Raw genomic sequence first — 17,007 nt, 5'->3', positions numbered from 1 at the left:
GTGACCGTTATTCCACTATTAAAAATAAATTGTGCACTTAACAAGCAGAATGTTATCATTTTTCCGAATTTATGAAGTTTCCAGTATAAAGAAAATAAAAATTTTGAGCTGGATAAGTAATAAAAGAACGAAATAGGTGCACGCAGTGGATTCAGTTATATTACAACTTAAAAAAGACTTCTATTCGCAGATTCGTGCATTGCAATCACCGAACCTGCCTCAAGTTACTTCAACGCTCGCCGTGTTGACCGACGAGGAAATCCAAGAACTCGAAGCAGTTTGGATTGAACTCGCCGTTTGGAAGCGCAGTCAGACCCATTAAAAGATAGACCAAACGACCTTCTTGAAACCCCAGACAAAATTTGTCTGGGGTTTTTTATTGTAGTTTTTTTAAATTGTTATAATATAACAATTGTTCAGTTGGAGAGTGTTTCTCTTTTGCTGTCTTGAGTGGATAACTGCCCTCAATTGTGATCTCTATATTGCAAAATGCGGTATCAGTCCCCATAGTTGAAGAGCAACGAGTAAATCCCATGAATGCAATAACGAAAACGCATCAAGCGCATCAAGCAATAAATCGAGTGAGTATAGATATGGCGGAAGTACGTGCCAGAGTAGATTTTAAAGTCGGGGCAAAAAGTAACATTGATGCCGAAATTCTGTCTTTCCATGGTCTGAAGACAGACAAAGAGCATGTTGCTATTATCTTTAAACAAGCGGACCAAACTCAGGACATGCCTTTAGTTCGTATGCACTCTGAGTGTTTGACAGGCGATGTGTTCCACTCTTCACGCTGTGACTGTGGTGAGCAACTAGAAGAGACGATCAATCGCATGGGCGAGTCCGGTGGTATCATCTTGTATCTCCGTCAGGAAGGTCGTGGTATTGGCTTGTACAATAAGATCGATGCATACCGCTTACAAAGCCAGGGCATGAACACGTACGAAGCTAACAACCATTTGGGCTTTGATGATGACCTGCGTGATTTCACAGAAGCAGCACAAATGCTAGAAGCTTTAGGCGTGAATAAGATCCGCCTCGTGACGAACAACCCTAAGAAAATCCGTGAGTTATCTGAGTACGGAATTGAAATTGGCGAGGTTGTCAATACCTCTGCACATATCAAAGATGGCAACGAAAATTATCTGAAGGCAAAAGTCTCTCACGGAAAACATGACCTAAAGGTTTAATCCTAAAGATAAAACTGACAATAAAGTCTGTGAAAAACCTCATTTTTATGAGGTTTTTTTGTATCTGGAGTTGCAAATAAATTGTAAATTTGTATTATCTCGAGACTAAAGTGCAAATAAGAATAATTAGCACTACCAATACGATAATTGAAAAGCTCAACAAGGATGCTTCAGATGAATGCAAAAAAAGTTTTAGTCCAATCTATTGCTGCATCACTCCTCATTGCCAGTGGTTCTACCGTTGCTGCCACAGTAACTAAACAACAAGTAGTCGAACATTACGCGGACGTTGCCCATGCTGTATTTGCTGATTCAGTAACAACAGCGAAAGCGCTTGATGTGAAAATCGACGAATTTCTACAATCACCATCAGCGAAAAAGCTTGAAGAAGTAAAACAAGCTTGGCTAGATTCTCGCGTGCCTTACCAACAGTCTGAAGTTTTCCGTTTTGGTAACGCGATTGTTGATGATTGGGAAGGTCAGCTGAACGCATGGCCACTTGATGAAGGTTTGATTGACTACGTAGCGGCTGATTACCAATACGAATTGGGTAACGAGGGCGCTGCTGCCAACATCATCGCGAACACAAGTCTGCAGATTGGTGCTTCTAAACTGGACGTTTCAAAAATCACTCCAGAATTGCTAGCGGATCTAAACGAAGTAGGCGGTTCTGAGGCAAACGTTGCATCAGGTTACCACGCGATTGAATTCTTGCTTTGGGGTCAAGACCTAAACGGCACTAACGCGGGTGCAGGTCAACGTGCTTACACTGATTTCGTCGTTGGCTCTGAGTGTACGAATGGTCATTGTGATCGTCGTGGTGAGTACCTAAAAGCGGCCGCTGATCTACTGGTTCAAGACCTAGAGTGGATGGAAAAGCAGTGGTCTGCAGAAGTGAAAGGCAACTACCGTGAAGAGCTATTGAACGAATCTGCTGACAATGGTCTTCGTAAGATGCTATTCGGCATGGGTTCTCTTTCTCTAGGTGAGCTAGCGGGTGAGCGCATGAAGGTGGCACTAGAGGCAAACTCGACTGAAGACGAACACGATTGTTTCTCAGACAACACGCACAACTCTCACTACTACAATGAGCAAGGCATCTACAACGTTTACACAGGTACATACAAAGGTGTAAACGGCAAAGAGCTATCTGGTCCAAGTATCGCTGACCTTGTTGCTCAAAAAGACAAGAAAGCCGCGACCGAAATTCAAAAGCAGTTTGATACAACACGTAGCCAAGTTGGTGAGCTAGTGACTTCTGCAGAGAAGAACAACCAGCACTTTGACCAACTTATTGCAGCGGGTAACGCACAAGGCAACGCGCTAGTAAACGACACCATCATGTCGTTGGTAGCACAAACCGGTGCGATTGAGCGTGCGGCAAGCATTGTCGGCATCGACAGCCTAAGCCCTGATACTGCTGACCACGAGTTTTAATAAGAAAACCATAATAAATAAGGGCTCTTTGTGAGCCCTTTTGACGTTTGAGCTCGTTGTTATCACCCTTGTTGTCTATGTAGAGCAATGATATGAAGCCATACCTAATTTCTGCGCTAGCCGCGATCCTTTCTTCTTCTGCCATGGCTTATGATGTTAAGTCTGGTGGCAAAACCAGTGTTAAAAAAGACGGCGCGAATGCCTATTCTCTTCCTGCTGCTAACTTGCCAATGAGCAAACGCCTCGACTTTAGCGTAGGTAACAGCTTTTTCCGTAACCCTTGGGTACAAGCGCCAGCGTCAACGGACGCTCGTGATGGCCTAGGCCCGCTTTTTAACACCAATGGTTGTCAGAATTGTCACATCAAAGACGGTCGTGGTCATCCGCCAGAGAAAGATGATTTACATGCCGTGTCTATGTTAGTGCGCTTAAGCATTCCTGCGATGACGCCAGAACAAAAGAAAGCTTACATCAAAGATGGCGGCATACCTGAGCCGACTTATGGTGGCCAGCTTCAAGATTTCGCTCTGCAAGATCAAACGCCAGAAGGCAAAATCGAAATCACTTACACCGATGTCCCAGTGAAATTTAAAGACGGTACGACGGTGACGCTAAGAAAACCTCATTTGAACATTACCGATCTGGGTTACGGCGATATGCACCCTGATACCGAGTTCTCAGCACGCGTGGCACCGCCAATGATCGGCCTTGGTTTGTTGGAGAGTATTCCCGACGAAACGCTACTTGCTTGGGCTGATGAACAAGATGCCGACAAAGACGGTATCTCAGGCAAAGTCAATAAGGTGTGGGATATTGAAAAGGACGACTTCTCGATTGGTCGTTTTGGCTGGAAAGCAGGACAACCGACGCTAATGCAGCAAAATGCAGCAGCATTTAATGGTGATGTGGGTCTTACGAGCCATTTATTCCCAAATGAAAACTGTACCTCGAAACAAAGCATTTGTGACGACATGCCAAATGGCGGCAAACCTGAAGTGAGTGAAAATATTCTCGACTTCGTAGAGTTTTACAGCCAACACTTAGCCGTACCTATTCGCCGTAACATCAATGAGCCTAGCGTGAAACTTGGTCAGCAAATCTTTGCTGCGTCTGGTTGTGAAAGCTGCCATAAAACCAGTGTTAAAACGGCGAAGCGACCAGAGTTACCAGCGCTTTCTGAGCAGCTTATCCATCCATACACCGACATGCTTCTGCACGACATGGGTGAAGGCTTAGCCGATAACCGTCCGGAATACTTAGCAAACGGCCGTGAATGGCGAACGGCACCGTTGTGGGGTATTGGTTATACCGAAGAAGTAAACGGACACACGTACTTTCTACATGATGGCCGCGCTCGTAACCTGATGGAAGCGGTGTTGTGGCACGGCGGCGAAGCTGAAACGGCGAAACAAAATGTTTTAGCTCTGAACAAAAAAGAACGTGATGCTCTCATTGCGTTTCTGAACTCTCTATAAGGAAGCAACCATGAAAAAAACACTGTTAGTGAGTGCGATTGCCGCAACGTTAAGTTTGGTTGGTTGCCAATCGACCATCGGTTCGAGCTCAGCCAAGCCTGAGAGTACAAGTCATATTTCTCAAAGCGTGTACGAGGTTGAGTTTCAATCAGCTCAGACGTTTTTAGCGCAAACCACAGAACTTGAACAGCGCTTCGCGGATTACTGCGCATCAGAGTCGAAAGATGATGCACAAGTAAAACAGCAATGGCATCAAACGATGCTTGCGTGGATGGCATTACAAGGTCAAGAACGTGGCCCTGCTACGGCGTTGGAGCAAAGCTGGAATGTTCAGTTTTGGCCAGATAAAAAGAACACCACTGGTCGTAAAATGTCTGTACTGACGAAATCTGATCAAGCTTGGAGTGCAGAAGGTATCTCCACCCAAAGTGTCACCGTGCAAGGTTTAGGTGCATTGGAATGGCTGCTTTACGATAAAGCGTCGACCTTATCTAGCAATAGCAATACCTGTGTGACAGGCGTAGCGATTGCAGAAAACCTCGATAACAAAGCGCAGATCATCGCGGATTCTTGGGCAGAGAACCCTTGGAAAGCGCTAGAGATGACGGAATGGGAATCTGAGTACATTTCACTGCTCTCGAATCAGCTTGAGTACAGCATGAAGAAGTTGAGCCGACCGCTAGCGAAGATTGGTAAGCCTCGCCCGTATTTTTCAGAATCGTGGCGTTCAGAGACCTCACTTTCAAACTTAAAAGCCAACCTTCAAGGGATGGAAGCGTTGTACTTTGCGAACGGAAATGGTCTAGATGCGCTACTAAGAGAGCAAGGCCATGCAGATCTCGCAGACCGTGTTGTTCATCAGTTTGAAATGGCGTTAGAAACTTGGCCAGAAGATAAGAGCTTGTTTGCTGCACTACAAACAAAAGAAGGCTATCGCATGGTGCTTGCTCAATACAATAAGCTAGAGCAATTGAAGTACCTGATTCACGAAGAAGTGGCAATCGAGCTTGGCGTAGTTATAGGATTTAATGCAACCGATGGTGACTGATCAAACCCGCCGAACTTTGCTGAAAGCCGCTCTATTCGGGGCGGCTACACCTATGATGCCATTTGGTTGTTCTTCAACAAGCTCACGTGAGCCTGCGTTGATCGGCTGCTCTATCATTGGCCGAGATAAATATGCAGCGGTGGTGGCGGATGAGCATGGTATGCCGCTATCTTCATTGCCGATTCCTGAGCGTGGTCACGGTGTGGCAACCAACCAACAAGGCCACGCCGTAGTTTTTGGTCGTCGACCTGGTACTTTCTTCATGGTGTTTGATTATCGTTCAGAGCAGATGATCAAACTGCAACTAGCAACGCCAAATCGCCATTTTTACGGACATGGTGTTTACTCCCATGACGGCACGTTGCTATTTGCCACAGAAGGGGAGAGGGGGACAAGCCGCGGGATCATTGGTGTTTATGATGTACAGAAGCAATATCAAAAGATCGATGAGTTAACAGGCTTTGGCCTTGGCCCTCATGAAGTGATCATGATGCCTGATGGCGCATTGGCGATTGGCGTTGGTGGCGTACACACTAATGGCCGTGAACCTCTCAATCTTGATAGCATGAGACCGAGTCTGAGTTACCTTTCACAAGAAGGGGAGCTATTGGATCAAGTGTCTTTACCGGATCATAAGTTGAGTATTCGCCATTTAGCTCATGATGGTGCGGAAACCGTGCTTTGTGGGCAACAATATCGTGGTGAGCCGGACGAGTATCCAGCCTTGATCGCCATGCACACGCGTGGTGGTGAGATGCAGGATCTACAAGCTGATCCTGAAGAGTGGGCGCGTTTCAATCACTACGTTGCGAGTATTGCAGCAACCGATGAATGGATCTTAGCCACTTCGCCTCCGGGCAGTTGTTATGGTATATGGTCTAAATCTACGGGCAAATTGGTCGAGCTAAGTGCGTTACCAGATGCCTCTGGTGTTGTGGTCTATGGCGATGAGTTCCGAGTCAGTTCTGGGGCGGGAAAAGTGGTAGAGCAAAGACCTGAGGAGTCAAAAAGTACCTTCGCAAGCGGAGTGCAATGGGACAACCATTGGTCGAGAATTATCTAGAAAGATCATTGAGTAATTACTTATAGAGAGTTTTGTTGTCGTTTTCGGCATCAGATTCTTAATTTTAAACCTGCAAGCTGTGAGATATTTGCCATACTTTTTATTATGGCAAGTAGCGCAAGGATCATTTCAGTGTTTGCTAGGGTTTTAATCATGACGGCACTTCTGGTGCCGTTTTGCAGCTTTTCCACCGTCGTTTCTCTCGAAGCTTCAGCGCAAGTCGAGCAAGAGGGAGCGGTACAAAAGCTGTCTGTAGAAAAAATGATCCATTATCCAGAGGTGATTGATCAACTGTATCAAAGCACCAATTACCGTTTGAACTGGGAAAATGAAAGTGATATTGAGCAGTTTCTTTTTCAAGTAAACCTGGTTGCACTTGCGGATGTCACCGATGAATTCGAAAATCAACTTCACCGGATAAACCAAGTAAGGTGGCAGGGAGATAATCTCGACTTCGATTTAGTGATGACAGATTCACTCTTGATGTACCTTAGTTATCTTGAGCAACTCCCCGAAGAAGGGATTAATTGGCTATTTACAGACAAAGCCCATGTTACGTTACCCGCTCCTAGCATCGATACTTTATCGGTTCTGAGTAATGAGATTACGGTTGGCAAACTTGGTCAGTTTTTGGCAAGTCTCCGGTCTCCATTACAAACAGATGATGCTTTCTACTCCGCCTATTCTTCGCTATCGGAACATTCTCAGTACCAATATCCTGCCTATCAACAAACTGGGCTAGCACGTGTTGGCGATATATTAGAAAACAGACCCCTATTGATTGAGCGAATGGAGATCGTAGGCGTAGATGTTTCTTACTTGGATTTAGTCACTGAAGAATATGACGAACAATTAGAGCTTGCGATAAAAGAGTTCCAGCGTATTCATGGTTTGAAAGAAGATGGCGTTATCGGCCCGAATACCATTCGATGGATCAACTTTTCTCCTCAAGAGCGATTGCATCTGCTGGCGTTGAATTCTGAGCGTTCAAGAATTTGGTCGAAAGAAAGGGATAATGTTGTCTTTGTTAACGTGCCTGGATACGAAGTCACGTATTGGCATGATGGTCAACCCTTGTTTGAGTCTAAAGTTGTGGTAGGGAGAGCATCAAGAAAAACGCCCATCATGTCGGTAGCACTGGATTCAGTTATTCTCAACCCAACTTGGAACGTGCCTTGGACTATCATGGTTAAAGACATTATTCCTAAAGTAAAACGTAATCCGATGTATTTGATTAACCATAATATTCAAATCATTCGGTCTTGGACTTCGAACGAAATTATTGACCCTACAACCATCAATTGGGCAACGGTGAATCCGAGAACATTTCCTTATCGTATGCGACAGGCGTCGGGCTTACAAAATGCACTGGGATTGTACAAGTTCAATATGCCTAACCCACAAGCTATTTATTTGCATGACACGCCAAGTAAGAACTTGTTTGAACAGGACAGACGCGCATTCAGCTCAGGATGTGTTCGTGTAGAACATGCAGACCAGTTAGCAGAACTTCTGTTCAAAACTCAGGGGTTGGAAGAACGTTTAGCGAAAAAGCGAGAAAGTTCTCGTCGGTCTAACACGTCAGTTCCTTTGGGAGAGCGCATTCAAGTACACATCATTTATCAAACAGCATGGTTGGAAGAGGGAACGCTTTACTACCGTGATGATATCTATAAGTACGATCACCGCAGTTGAAATCTTTAAGGAAAATTTACAAAACGAAGAATTCTCTTTTCGTTCAATAATTAAGCAATAATTACTGCATCTGAAAATCAAGATGGAGCGTTTTATGCATTTGACGTGACAAATGTGTTTGGTTAATGTCCACGACTTGTCTAGTTGTTGAGCACTGTATTTTGAAATGGTAAGTCGTAACTTTTCCCGCCGAGATTTCCTTAAAATGACCGCTGGTGGTGTGGTGTTGGCGTCTGCCCTGCCATCATTTTCTTGGGCTTCACTCCCTGACGAGCCACGTGCGCTGGCGATGAACAATCTTAATACTGGAGAGATCCTCGAAACATGCTATTTCGATGGAAAACGATACATTAATGATGAACTTCAAAGGCTGAATGAGTTTTGTCGAGACCATCGACGGAATGAGGTTCATCCCATGGATAGACGCTTGTTCGATCAAATAAGCCAAATTCAAAAGTTAATTGGTACAGAAGCAGAGGTGATCGTCATTTCAGGTTACCGTTCTCCTGCCACTAACGCCTCGCTGCGCAACGGGTCTTCTCGTGTAGCGAAAAAGAGCATGCACATGGAAGGAAAGGCCATTGATTTTCGTTTAGACGGCGTGAAGCTTTCAACGGTTCGTGATGCTGCATTAAGCCTAAAAGCCGGTGGCGTGGGTTATTATCCAGGTAGTAACTTTGTTCATATCGATACGGGAGCTGTTCGTTCCTGGTAGTGCTAGTTGAGACAAGGTTTCTAGTCTCAGAACGTCGTCGATTACCCACAGTTCAAAGCTTGAAGTCGCTAGGCCTTAGTGTCATAGTTGCGGCAGTTTTCATGCAAATTTATTCGGTATAGGTTATCTATGGCTCTGAAATACCAAGTTGTTCCAGTAACATCTTTCTCTCAAAACTGTTCTATTGTCTGGTGTGACGAAACCATGAAAGGTATTGTGGTTGACCCAGGCGGCGATGAAAAGCAGCTCGCTATGCTTATCAAAGAGCTGGGTGTTGACGTGGTAAACCTAGTGCTAACACACGGTCACTTGGACCACGTAGGTGGCACGGAACCGCTGTCTGCACTTCTTGGCGGTACAGAGATTGTTGGTCCTCACAAGGCAGATAACTTCTGGTTGCAAGGTTTGGAAGGTCAGAGCCAAATGTTTGGTTTCCCGCTGACAGAAGCGTTTGAACCGCACCAATGGCTAAATGAAGGTGACACTGTCACTTTTGGTAATCAAGTGCTGAACGTATTCCACACACCTGGTCATACACCTGGTCACGTTGTGCTTTACAGTGAAGAAGCGTGTTTAGCGTTTGTGGGTGACGTTTTGTTTAACGGTAGCATTGGTCGAACTGACTTCCCACAAGGTGATTTCAATACGTTGATTAGTTCTATCAAAGAGAAATTGTGGCCTTTAGGCAATGATGTCACGTTTGTCCCTGGTCACGGCCCTCAATCGACTTTCGGTCATGAGCGTAAAACTAACCCGTTCGTTGCTGACGAGATGCCGCTTTACTAAAAGTGCGTGTACTAAGCATTATTCTGGCTCGGCGGCAGCTAAGTATCGCCGAGTCAGTCCCACAAAATCCTCAGCCTCACGATCTAGATCACTTGCTGATATAAATAGATCGTAGCCATAAAAGCCTCTCTGATACTTCATCCGGTTGGCGAGCATCGCTAACAAACCTTTGTACTCAATCCCATCTCTGTTTATATACGGTTTAGGGTCAAGCACTATATCCTCAAACTTATCTTCACACTGATTTTGTTTCGCGCCTAAGTAAAGCAGTGCTCGCTGGCTGAGGAGAATTTCTGTCGCTATACGAGGGCAGATTGAATTTAAGTAGGGCGAGTAGTGTTTTAGACGAATACCGATCCAAGGTAGCGGTTGGTGCCACCCTTCCTGTTGGTAGCTACAAATACCGATTGACTCAATATTTCGCCATCGGACGACCCAACCTCCTTTAAAAAGGTGTTGCTGAAAGTGAGAAGCTGTCAGCGTAAAAGTGACTTGGCTTTTCTTAATCATCAAGATGGCGAAACCAACGATTGCAGACATCAAAATGACCGACAACATGGCTTGCTTCCATCCCGGAGAAATGGCAACCAAAAACAAAGTGATGAGTGCAACGAGCAACAAAAGTATTCTGTTGATAGGGGAGTCGGGTTTGAAATGTGAATTTGTTAGGTGCAGCGTTTCCATGCTTATAACCTCATCGAATACTTGTCCAAAAATAAGTGGGTAGCTTTATGTGCATTGACTTGCATTTAAAATAAAACAAACCTCTGTTTTTATACCCAGTATTCAATAAATCCGTTCATAAAATATCTGATTAAATAGTAGACGTTCTATGCTTTGAGCGCATTTTTCATCGCGTTTCGCCGCTAAAACCTACAAATTGCTTGTGAATTTTGGTATAAAACGCGCTTCAAATTTTCATCCCTGCTGAGATGCAGTGAACTGGAGAAATATTCAATGAGACTTGCTCATAAGCGTAAAGTGCAGATGAAACTGCAAAAACGCATTAAAGCGACAGTAGCAAACTTAGCTGCAGCACCTAAAGCAGTGAAGCCTGTTGCGGAAAAAGCAGTAGCACTTTCTGTTGCTGAAAAAGCTGTTGCGGAGAAAGTAGTAGCTGATAAAAAAGTAGCTGCAGTGAAAACAGTTGATGTTGCCCTTACTCCTAAGCAACAACAAGTATTAGACATCGTTATTGCGAATGCTGAAGGTATTAACCCTAAAGGCATCGGTCTAGCTGCAGGTCAAGAAGATACTAAAGCGGCATCATGGGCTACTGGCGCACTAAAGAAGCTTCTTGAAGAAAACCTAGTTCAAAAAGAGCAGTTAGCAGGTAACAAAGTTATCTACAAAGCAGTTTAATTACCGCTACCGTTCTAGATTGAATACCTCGGCCGATGCCGAGGTATTTTTTTATCTTGGTATTGGAAATAATGCATTAAGTACTGACTTTAACACTACCAATAAGTGGTTTGTCACATTTTCTTAAATACTATGTAAATTTTTTGGCAGAAAAATACGTACGTATTGTCTTTTATTTTTATTCATAGATAAAAATATAATTTATTGATTTTGCTATTAACAGTCTTTTGTCATGACGATTATCCTACGTACTTGTACGTAATACCTTAGGCTAATACCTTATTGATGAATTACTCGCTTCCGTGTTCATGCCCATTTCGCATTAGACAACATTGTTACATCTTTTATACCGAATACAGCCAATCCTAATGAAATGGATGACAACAATAACCTTGGTGATAAAGGACGTGAACGATGAGTCTAATCCAAAAATCTTTAAAACGAGTGCTCAAAACAACCGCTGTCGCTGCCGCGATGGCACTCGCAGCGACTTCTGTAAACGCTGCTGAAAAAGTCTATCGTTTAAAGCTTGCTGAAACTTGGGGGCCTAATTTCCCAATTTTTGGTGATACCACAAAAAACATGGCCAAAATGGCGGAAGAGATGTCCAACGGACGTTTGCAAATCCGCATTGATTCCGCAAACAAGCATAAAGCGCCTTTTGGGGTGTTTGATATGGTTAAGTCGGGTCAGTATGACATGGGTCACTCAGCGTCTTATTACTGGAAGGGTAAGGTTCCAAACACACTTTACTTCACTTCTATGCCCTTCGGTATGTTGCCAACTGAGCAGTATGCATGGTTTTACTACGGCGGTGGTATGGAGCTGATGGAAAAAGTGTACTCTCCACATAACTTGATGTCTTTCCCTGGGGGTAATACCGATACTCAGATGGGCGGGTGGTTCCAAAAAGAGATCAAGTCCGTCGAGGACTTACAGGGTTTGAAAATGCGTATCCCAGGGTTTGCTGGTGAGATTTTGGCTGAGTTAGGTGCCAAGCCAACGAATATCGCCCCTGGTGAGCTATATACTTCTCTAGAGCGTCGCACAATTGATGCCTTGGAATGGGTTGGTCCATCGCTGGATCTACGTATGGGCTTCCACAAAATCGCGCCTTACTACTACACAGGTTGGCATGAGCCAGCGACTGAGCTTCAGTTCCTCGTTAACAAGCGCACCTGGAACCGTCTACCTGATGATCTAAAAGCGATTTTGCAAGTAGCCATGAAAACGGCCGCTTACGATATGTACACGCAATCGAAACACGAAAGCGGCAAAAACTGGGCATCTATTAAGTCTGAATACCCAAATGTTGAAGTAAAAGATTTCCCACCTGAAGTAGTAGCTGCGTTGCGAGAAGCAAACGATCGTTTGTTGAAAGAACATGCAGAAAAAGATGCTTTGGCGAAAGAGATTCAAGAGTCGCAAGCGAACTATATGAATCAAGTTCGACCATGGTCAGATATTTCGCACCGAGCGTACTTAAACAGTCAAGCTCAACAATAACGTTATGAAGCAGGCGATGCCGAGAGGTTTAGCCTGCTATCGAAGCCCAAGAAAACTTCATAATGAATGCTCCGCACCATAGCGGAGCGCATCTAAACGTTCCACGGAGTTCGGAATGAGAAGTCTTATTTATATTGAGCGATTATTTAACCGCTTTAGCGATTTTCTCGGATGGTTATCCAGCATCCTGTTTATTTTGTTGTTAGCAAACGTTGTGTACGACGTTGTCATGCGTTACGTGTTTCATGATGTGTCTATCGCATTCCAAGAAATGGAATGGCATCTATTCTCTGCCGTGTTCTTGCTTGGTGTGCCTTACGCAATTAAGTCCGGTGGGCATGTTCGCGTCGACATTTTTTATGAACGGTTATCTTACAAAGCACAATCCATCATCGACATCATAGGCACACTATTTTTCTTATTCCCTTTTTGCCTACTGGTGGCTTGGTTTGGTATTGATTTCGCCAAGGAAAGTTACGCGTTAGGCGAGACGTCTGGTGACCCAGGTGGCTTACCATATCGTTGGATTATCAAAGCGATGATTCCGCTGTCATTTTTCTTTATGGCGGTGAGTGGTATTGGATTGTTACTTCATTCAATCAACAAAATTGTCAACCCTCATCTCATCTATGCCGGTAATAACGGTAAGTCGTAAAAGGAAGTCATTATGATCGGTATAGTGATGTTTTTTGTTGCGCTCTTTGCGCTTCTATTGGGATTTCCCGTTGCCTTTACTTTTGGTGGTATCGCGCTGATTTTTGGTGTTTGGGCTGAAGGCATCGAGATGTTTGCTTTTATGCCATATCGAATTCAGTCCATTATGGAAAATACGGTGCTAATGGCCGTACCGCTGTTCGTTTTTATGGGGCTAGTGCTACAGAAAACGAAGCTTGCTGAACAGCTACTAGAATCAATGGGGCGTTTGTTCGGTGGCGTTCGCGGTGGTATCGCTATTTCTACCGTGTTAGTTGGCGCATTGCTTGCCGCTTCAACGGGTGTGGTAGGCGCATCAGTTGTTGCGATGGGCTTAATATCTCTTCCTGTGATGCTCAAGTACAATTACGACAAAGGTTTAGCGTGTGGGACTATTTGTGCGTCTGGCACGTTGGGCCAAATTATCCCACCTTCTATCGTGTTGATCTTGTTGGGTGATGTACTTGGCGTACCGGTAGGGGACCTATTTCAAGCTGCGATCTGGCCCGGTATTACACTTGTTGGCGCCTATGTGATCTACATTCTCATCTACGCGAAGTTGAACCCTCAAGCCGCACAGGCGATAGAGCGCGATGAGTCGATCAGTCGTAAACAAGAAGTGCTCACCGCACTGAAAGCTGTATTGCCACCTTTAGCATTGATCATCGTGGTATTGGGCTCCATCTTTGCAGGGATTGCAACACCAACAGAGTCAGCGGCACTGGGTGGTGCAGGTGCGATTATTTTATCGCTATTGTATAAGCAGTTTAGTTGGTCGATGATTTATGATGCATCAAAAGAGACAGTTAAAGTAACCGCAATGGTCTTTGCGATCTTACTTGGTGCGACCGCCTTCTCAATGGCATTTACCTACACTGGTGGTGATTATTTAGTTGAAGAGTGGATGTTAGAACTGCCGGGTGAAAAGTGGGGATTCCTTATTATTACCATGGTGGTGATTCTGATTTTAGGTTTCTTTATCGACTTCGTTGAAATCTGTTTTATCATCGTGCCAATTATTGCGCCAGTCGCTGAATTGATGGGCATTAATATGACGTGGTTTGCGATTCTTATTGCGATGAACTTGCAGACGTCGTTCCTCACACCGCCATTTGGCTTTAGTTTGTTTTATCTAAAAGGTGTCGCTCCAGCAGGGGTTACTACGCGTGATATCTACAAAGGTGTGATGCCATTCATCGCGATTCAGATTGTTGTGTTGGCGTCTTTGCTGTTTTTCCCAGGTTTTTACGGTATGAGTTAATCACTCGATAATAAAGAGATTTTGTGAACTGAGAGTTTTTACCTTTTGAGACAAGTTGTTAAGCTGTTAATTATGTCTATGCAGACACAATCGATTCGTTTGTACTGCTAAGATAGTAAGCTGTAAAGGCAGCGTTTCATGGAGGGAAGGGATGCCTCTCAAAGCAAAGTTAATTCTGCTGACACTGATACCCGTGGTATTGGTGTCAGCGAGTATCAGCTGGATCTCTATCTATCAAACCAAGACCCTTGGAAAAAGGGAGGTAGAGATCTTTCATCAAAACCTGATCCAATCAAAAGAAGCGGCGCTGAAAGATACGGTCGACGTCGCTTTTGACTCCATTTCTTACATCTACAACGATCCGACTTTAGAAGAGAGTGTTGCCAAAACGCGTGTGAAAGCGATTTTAAATCGTTTGAGTTATGGGTCGGACGGCTATTTTTTTGCTTATGATAAATATGGTACCAACCTTGTACACCCAGTTCTTCCGGAGCTTGTCGGGGAAAACTTACTCTATCTTGAAGACGAAAATGGCGATCGCTTAATCGAAGCTTTATTGTATCAAGCGCAATCTGGTGGTGGATTTCATCAGTACCTGTGGCAAAAGCCATCTACGGGTGAAGTTGTCCCTAAGCTTAGTTACGCTGCATGGCTCGATAAGTGGGAATGGATGATAGGGACTGGGCTGTATATTGAGGATGTAAGCCGAGAAGTCGCCAATATGCGCGCGGCGGTGAACAAAAATATCGAAACGACATTTTTCTCAGTCGTCGTGATCTTAGCGGTGACCGTTGCTGTAATCATTGTTCTCACTTTGGCGATCAATCTGCACGAGCATCGCCTCGCTGATAAGAACCTGAAAGAACTGGCACATAAAACCGTGATGTTCCAAGAAGATGAGAAAAAGCATTTAGCGCGAGAACTGCACGATGGAATCAATCAGTTGTTAGTCTCCAGTAAATGTCATTTAGACTTAATGAGTCATAGACTGGAAGACGAAAAACTCAAATCCCACTTAGATAAATCACAACGATCGCTCGTTACCGCGATAAACGAGGTGCGGCATATTTCTCATCAGCTCCGTCCAAGCGCCCTCGATGATATCGGTTTAGAAGCAGCACTGACGACCTTGCTACAGGACTTTCATTCCCATTCCGGGATTGATATCGAGAGCAATTTCGATACTCAGCAGCATAAACTGACTTCGGAAGTCGCAACGACACTATATCGCGTCGCTCAGGAGTCTTTGAATAACATTGAAAAACATGCGCGAGCGAAAAAAGTAACGGTTACTTTGCAAAAAATGGGCAATATGCTGCAATTACTCATACGTGACGATGGGCTTGGATTTGTGGTTAACCATGCAGTGCACCAACAAGGGATTGGGTTAAGGAACATGCAAGAGCGTGTAGAGTTCATCGGTGGTGAATTTGAGCTAATGAGTGAGCTTGGCTTGGGAACAGAGATTACCGTGCTGCTTAATTTGGATGAAATAGTTTATGGATAAACCGATTAGTGTAGTGATTGTCGATGATCATCAAGTGGTATTGGATGGCTTCATGGCTCGTTTGGAGTTAGAGCCTGACATCGAAGTGGTGGGTACAGCAAGTAATGGTTTGGAAGCGATAGAGGTCGCAAAGCACTTGCAACCGGACGTCATATTGATGGATATCAGCATGCCAATAATGAACGGTATTGAAGCGACTGGTGTGATTAAAGAAGCGCGCCCAGAGAGCAAAATACTTATGTTGACCATGCACGATAATCGCGAGTACATCATGAAGGTCATGCAAGCTGGTGCCGTAGGATATATGCTCAAGGAAATCTCGGCCGAGAAAATGGTGCAAGCAATAAAAACGGTGAACCAAGGCTCGACGTATTTCTGTGAATCCGTCACACAAACACTCTTTACCCAAGAAGTGGTGCCTGCCACGCAAAAAACGAATCCTCTCAGCCGCAGGGAAGAAGCGGTACTTAAATTAGTTGCTCAAGGAAACAGCAGCAAGAAAATCGCCACTTTACTCAATATTAGTTATCGAACGGTAGAGACGCATCGCCATAACATTAAGCACAAGTTGGACTTACATTCGACGGCAGAGTTAGCAAAATATGCGTTTGAAACTGGGTTGACTGAGTAGGAGAGTAGTGCCCGCAAAAAGCGAGCACGTGGGAGCGAAACTAATCGGCTTTGGTAATGCTACCAAGCTCTAGCATTGGAGCAACATCGATGTCCTCTGCATTCATCATCGTCGAGATGCGTTGAACGGAAGATAGTAGAAGGGATTGCTCCCATTCTTCCAATTTTTGGAATCGATTAATGAAGTGCTCTTGCAGCGGCGTTGGTGCTTGTTTTAAGGCTTCTTGGCCCTTGCTCGTAAGTACAGCATGCACTTTACGCTTGTCTTGAACACTGCGCTGACGCTCAACAAACTGGCCTCGTTCTAGTCTATCTAGAATGGTCGTTGCGGTCGCTTGGCTCATGTTAGTGTGGCTAGACAACTGTTTAATCGTCACGTTATCTAAGTCATTGATAGCGCGCATCAAAATCAACTGTGGAGCAGTCAATCCAGACTCTTTGCTCAGCTTTTTAGAATGTAAATCAATAGCGCGGATGATCTGACGAATCGAGACCAATACTTCTTCGTACTTTTCCAATTTATTCATCCAGTCTGTAGGGAACATTTATCGAGGCGACACTAACTTAAATGCGCCCTTATTTAAAGGGGGGAAATCAAAAATTACCCCTACAATTTTACGCCGTGTCCTCAATACCATT

17 protein-coding genes are annotated in these 17,007 nt (G+C 44.5%); 15 read left to right on the top strand and 2 right to left on the bottom strand.

The window, feature by feature from the left end:
• Window positions 1–145 precede the first annotated feature (145 nt).
• The 9 genes from R7044_RS10365 to R7044_RS10325 all read left to right on the top strand — a co-directional run bounded on the left by R7044_RS10365 (window position 146) and on the right by R7044_RS10325 (window position 9,409).
• The gene (locus R7044_RS10365) at window positions 146–322 is read left to right on the top strand and encodes a hypothetical protein (protein WP_020480909.1); all 177 of its coding nucleotides are present in this window, start codon (window positions 146–148) and stop codon (window positions 320–322) included.
• Window positions 323–593: 271 nt separating this feature from the next.
• Window positions 594–1,190 carry a GTP cyclohydrolase II gene (locus R7044_RS10360; RefSeq protein WP_025767283.1) on the top strand — a complete coding sequence of 199 codons (597 nt, stop codon included), beginning with the start codon at window positions 594–596 and terminating at the stop codon, window positions 1,188–1,190.
• Between the two features lie 174 nt (window positions 1,191–1,364).
• A complete protein-coding gene (locus tag R7044_RS10355; protein ID WP_053304295.1) occupies window positions 1,365–2,627 on the top strand; it encodes an imelysin family protein in 1,263 nt (420 codons plus the stop codon).
• Window positions 2,628–2,719: 92 nt separating this feature from the next.
• On the top strand, window positions 2,720–4,102 hold the full coding sequence (locus R7044_RS10350) for a di-heme oxidoredictase family protein (RefSeq protein WP_065274667.1): 1,383 nt from the start codon (window positions 2,720–2,722) through the stop codon (window positions 4,100–4,102).
• A 10-nt stretch (window positions 4,103–4,112) separates the two neighbouring features.
• On the top strand, window positions 4,113–5,150 hold the full coding sequence (locus tag R7044_RS10345; protein WP_005376849.1) for an imelysin family protein: 1,038 nt from the start codon (window positions 4,113–4,115) through the stop codon (window positions 5,148–5,150).
• The gene (locus R7044_RS10340) at window positions 5,131–6,213 is read left to right on the top strand and encodes a DUF1513 domain-containing protein (RefSeq protein ID WP_005376850.1); all 1,083 of its coding nucleotides are present in this window, start codon (window positions 5,131–5,133) and stop codon (window positions 6,211–6,213) included. The genes R7044_RS10345 and R7044_RS10340 overlap by 20 nt, the downstream gene beginning before the upstream one ends.
• Before the next feature lie 153 nt (window positions 6,214–6,366).
• Window positions 6,367–7,908, top strand: a complete 1,542-nt coding sequence (locus tag R7044_RS10335; RefSeq protein WP_005376852.1) for a L,D-transpeptidase family protein — start codon at window positions 6,367–6,369, stop codon at window positions 7,906–7,908.
• A gap of 166 nt (window positions 7,909–8,074) precedes the next feature.
• The gene (locus R7044_RS10330; protein ID WP_031778936.1) at window positions 8,075–8,623 is read left to right on the top strand and encodes a DUF882 domain-containing protein; all 549 of its coding nucleotides are present in this window, start codon (window positions 8,075–8,077) and stop codon (window positions 8,621–8,623) included.
• Window positions 8,624–8,752: 129 nt separating this feature from the next.
• Entirely contained in the window at window positions 8,753–9,409 is a 657-nt protein-coding gene (locus R7044_RS10325) for an MBL fold metallo-hydrolase (protein WP_225455557.1), read from the top strand.
• An 18-nt stretch (window positions 9,410–9,427) separates the two neighbouring features.
• Here R7044_RS10325 and R7044_RS10320 read toward each other — a convergent pair whose 3' ends face one another.
• On the bottom strand, window positions 9,428–10,093 hold the full coding sequence (locus tag R7044_RS10320) for a DUF2982 domain-containing protein (protein ID WP_005386825.1): 666 nt from the start codon (window positions 10,091–10,093) through the stop codon (window positions 9,428–9,430).
• Between the two features lie 273 nt (window positions 10,094–10,366).
• Between R7044_RS10320 and R7044_RS10315 the strand changes: the two genes are divergently transcribed.
• The 6 genes from R7044_RS10315 to R7044_RS10290 all read left to right on the top strand — a co-directional run bounded on the left by R7044_RS10315 (window position 10,367) and on the right by R7044_RS10290 (window position 16,369).
• Window positions 10,367–10,771 carry a MarR family transcriptional regulator gene (locus R7044_RS10315; RefSeq protein ID WP_225455556.1) on the top strand — a complete coding sequence of 135 codons (405 nt, stop codon included), beginning with the start codon at window positions 10,367–10,369 and terminating at the stop codon, window positions 10,769–10,771.
• Window positions 10,772–11,185: 414 nt separating this feature from the next.
• On the top strand, window positions 11,186–12,277 hold the full coding sequence (locus tag R7044_RS10310) for a TRAP transporter substrate-binding protein (RefSeq protein WP_017636112.1): 1,092 nt from the start codon (window positions 11,186–11,188) through the stop codon (window positions 12,275–12,277).
• Between the two features lie 115 nt (window positions 12,278–12,392).
• The gene (locus R7044_RS10305) at window positions 12,393–12,932 is read left to right on the top strand and encodes a TRAP transporter small permease subunit (RefSeq protein WP_225455555.1); all 540 of its coding nucleotides are present in this window, start codon (window positions 12,393–12,395) and stop codon (window positions 12,930–12,932) included.
• A gap of 12 nt (window positions 12,933–12,944) precedes the next feature.
• Window positions 12,945–14,231, top strand: a complete 1,287-nt coding sequence (locus tag R7044_RS10300) for a TRAP transporter large permease (protein ID WP_005376871.1) — start codon at window positions 12,945–12,947, stop codon at window positions 14,229–14,231.
• 151 nt (window positions 14,232–14,382) lie between these two features.
• Window positions 14,383–15,738: a cache domain-containing protein gene (locus R7044_RS10295; RefSeq protein ID WP_053306569.1), complete on the top strand. Its 1,356-nt coding sequence runs from the start codon at window positions 14,383–14,385 to the stop codon at window positions 15,736–15,738.
• A complete protein-coding gene (locus tag R7044_RS10290) occupies window positions 15,731–16,369 on the top strand; it encodes a response regulator (protein ID WP_005376875.1) in 639 nt (212 codons plus the stop codon). The genes R7044_RS10295 and R7044_RS10290 overlap by 8 nt, the downstream gene beginning before the upstream one ends.
• Before the next feature lie 40 nt (window positions 16,370–16,409).
• Here the strand turns inward: R7044_RS10290 and R7044_RS10285 are convergent, their stop codons facing one another.
• Entirely contained in the window at window positions 16,410–16,886 is a 477-nt protein-coding gene (locus R7044_RS10285) for a MarR family winged helix-turn-helix transcriptional regulator (RefSeq protein WP_005376877.1), read from the bottom strand.
• Between the last annotated feature and the right edge of the window lie 121 nt (window positions 16,887–17,007).

The organism is Vibrio sp. 1402, assembly GCF_033340275.1.
Note: the sequence above shows the minus strand (reverse complement) of the source record. Positions and strands in the feature narration are given on the sequence as shown.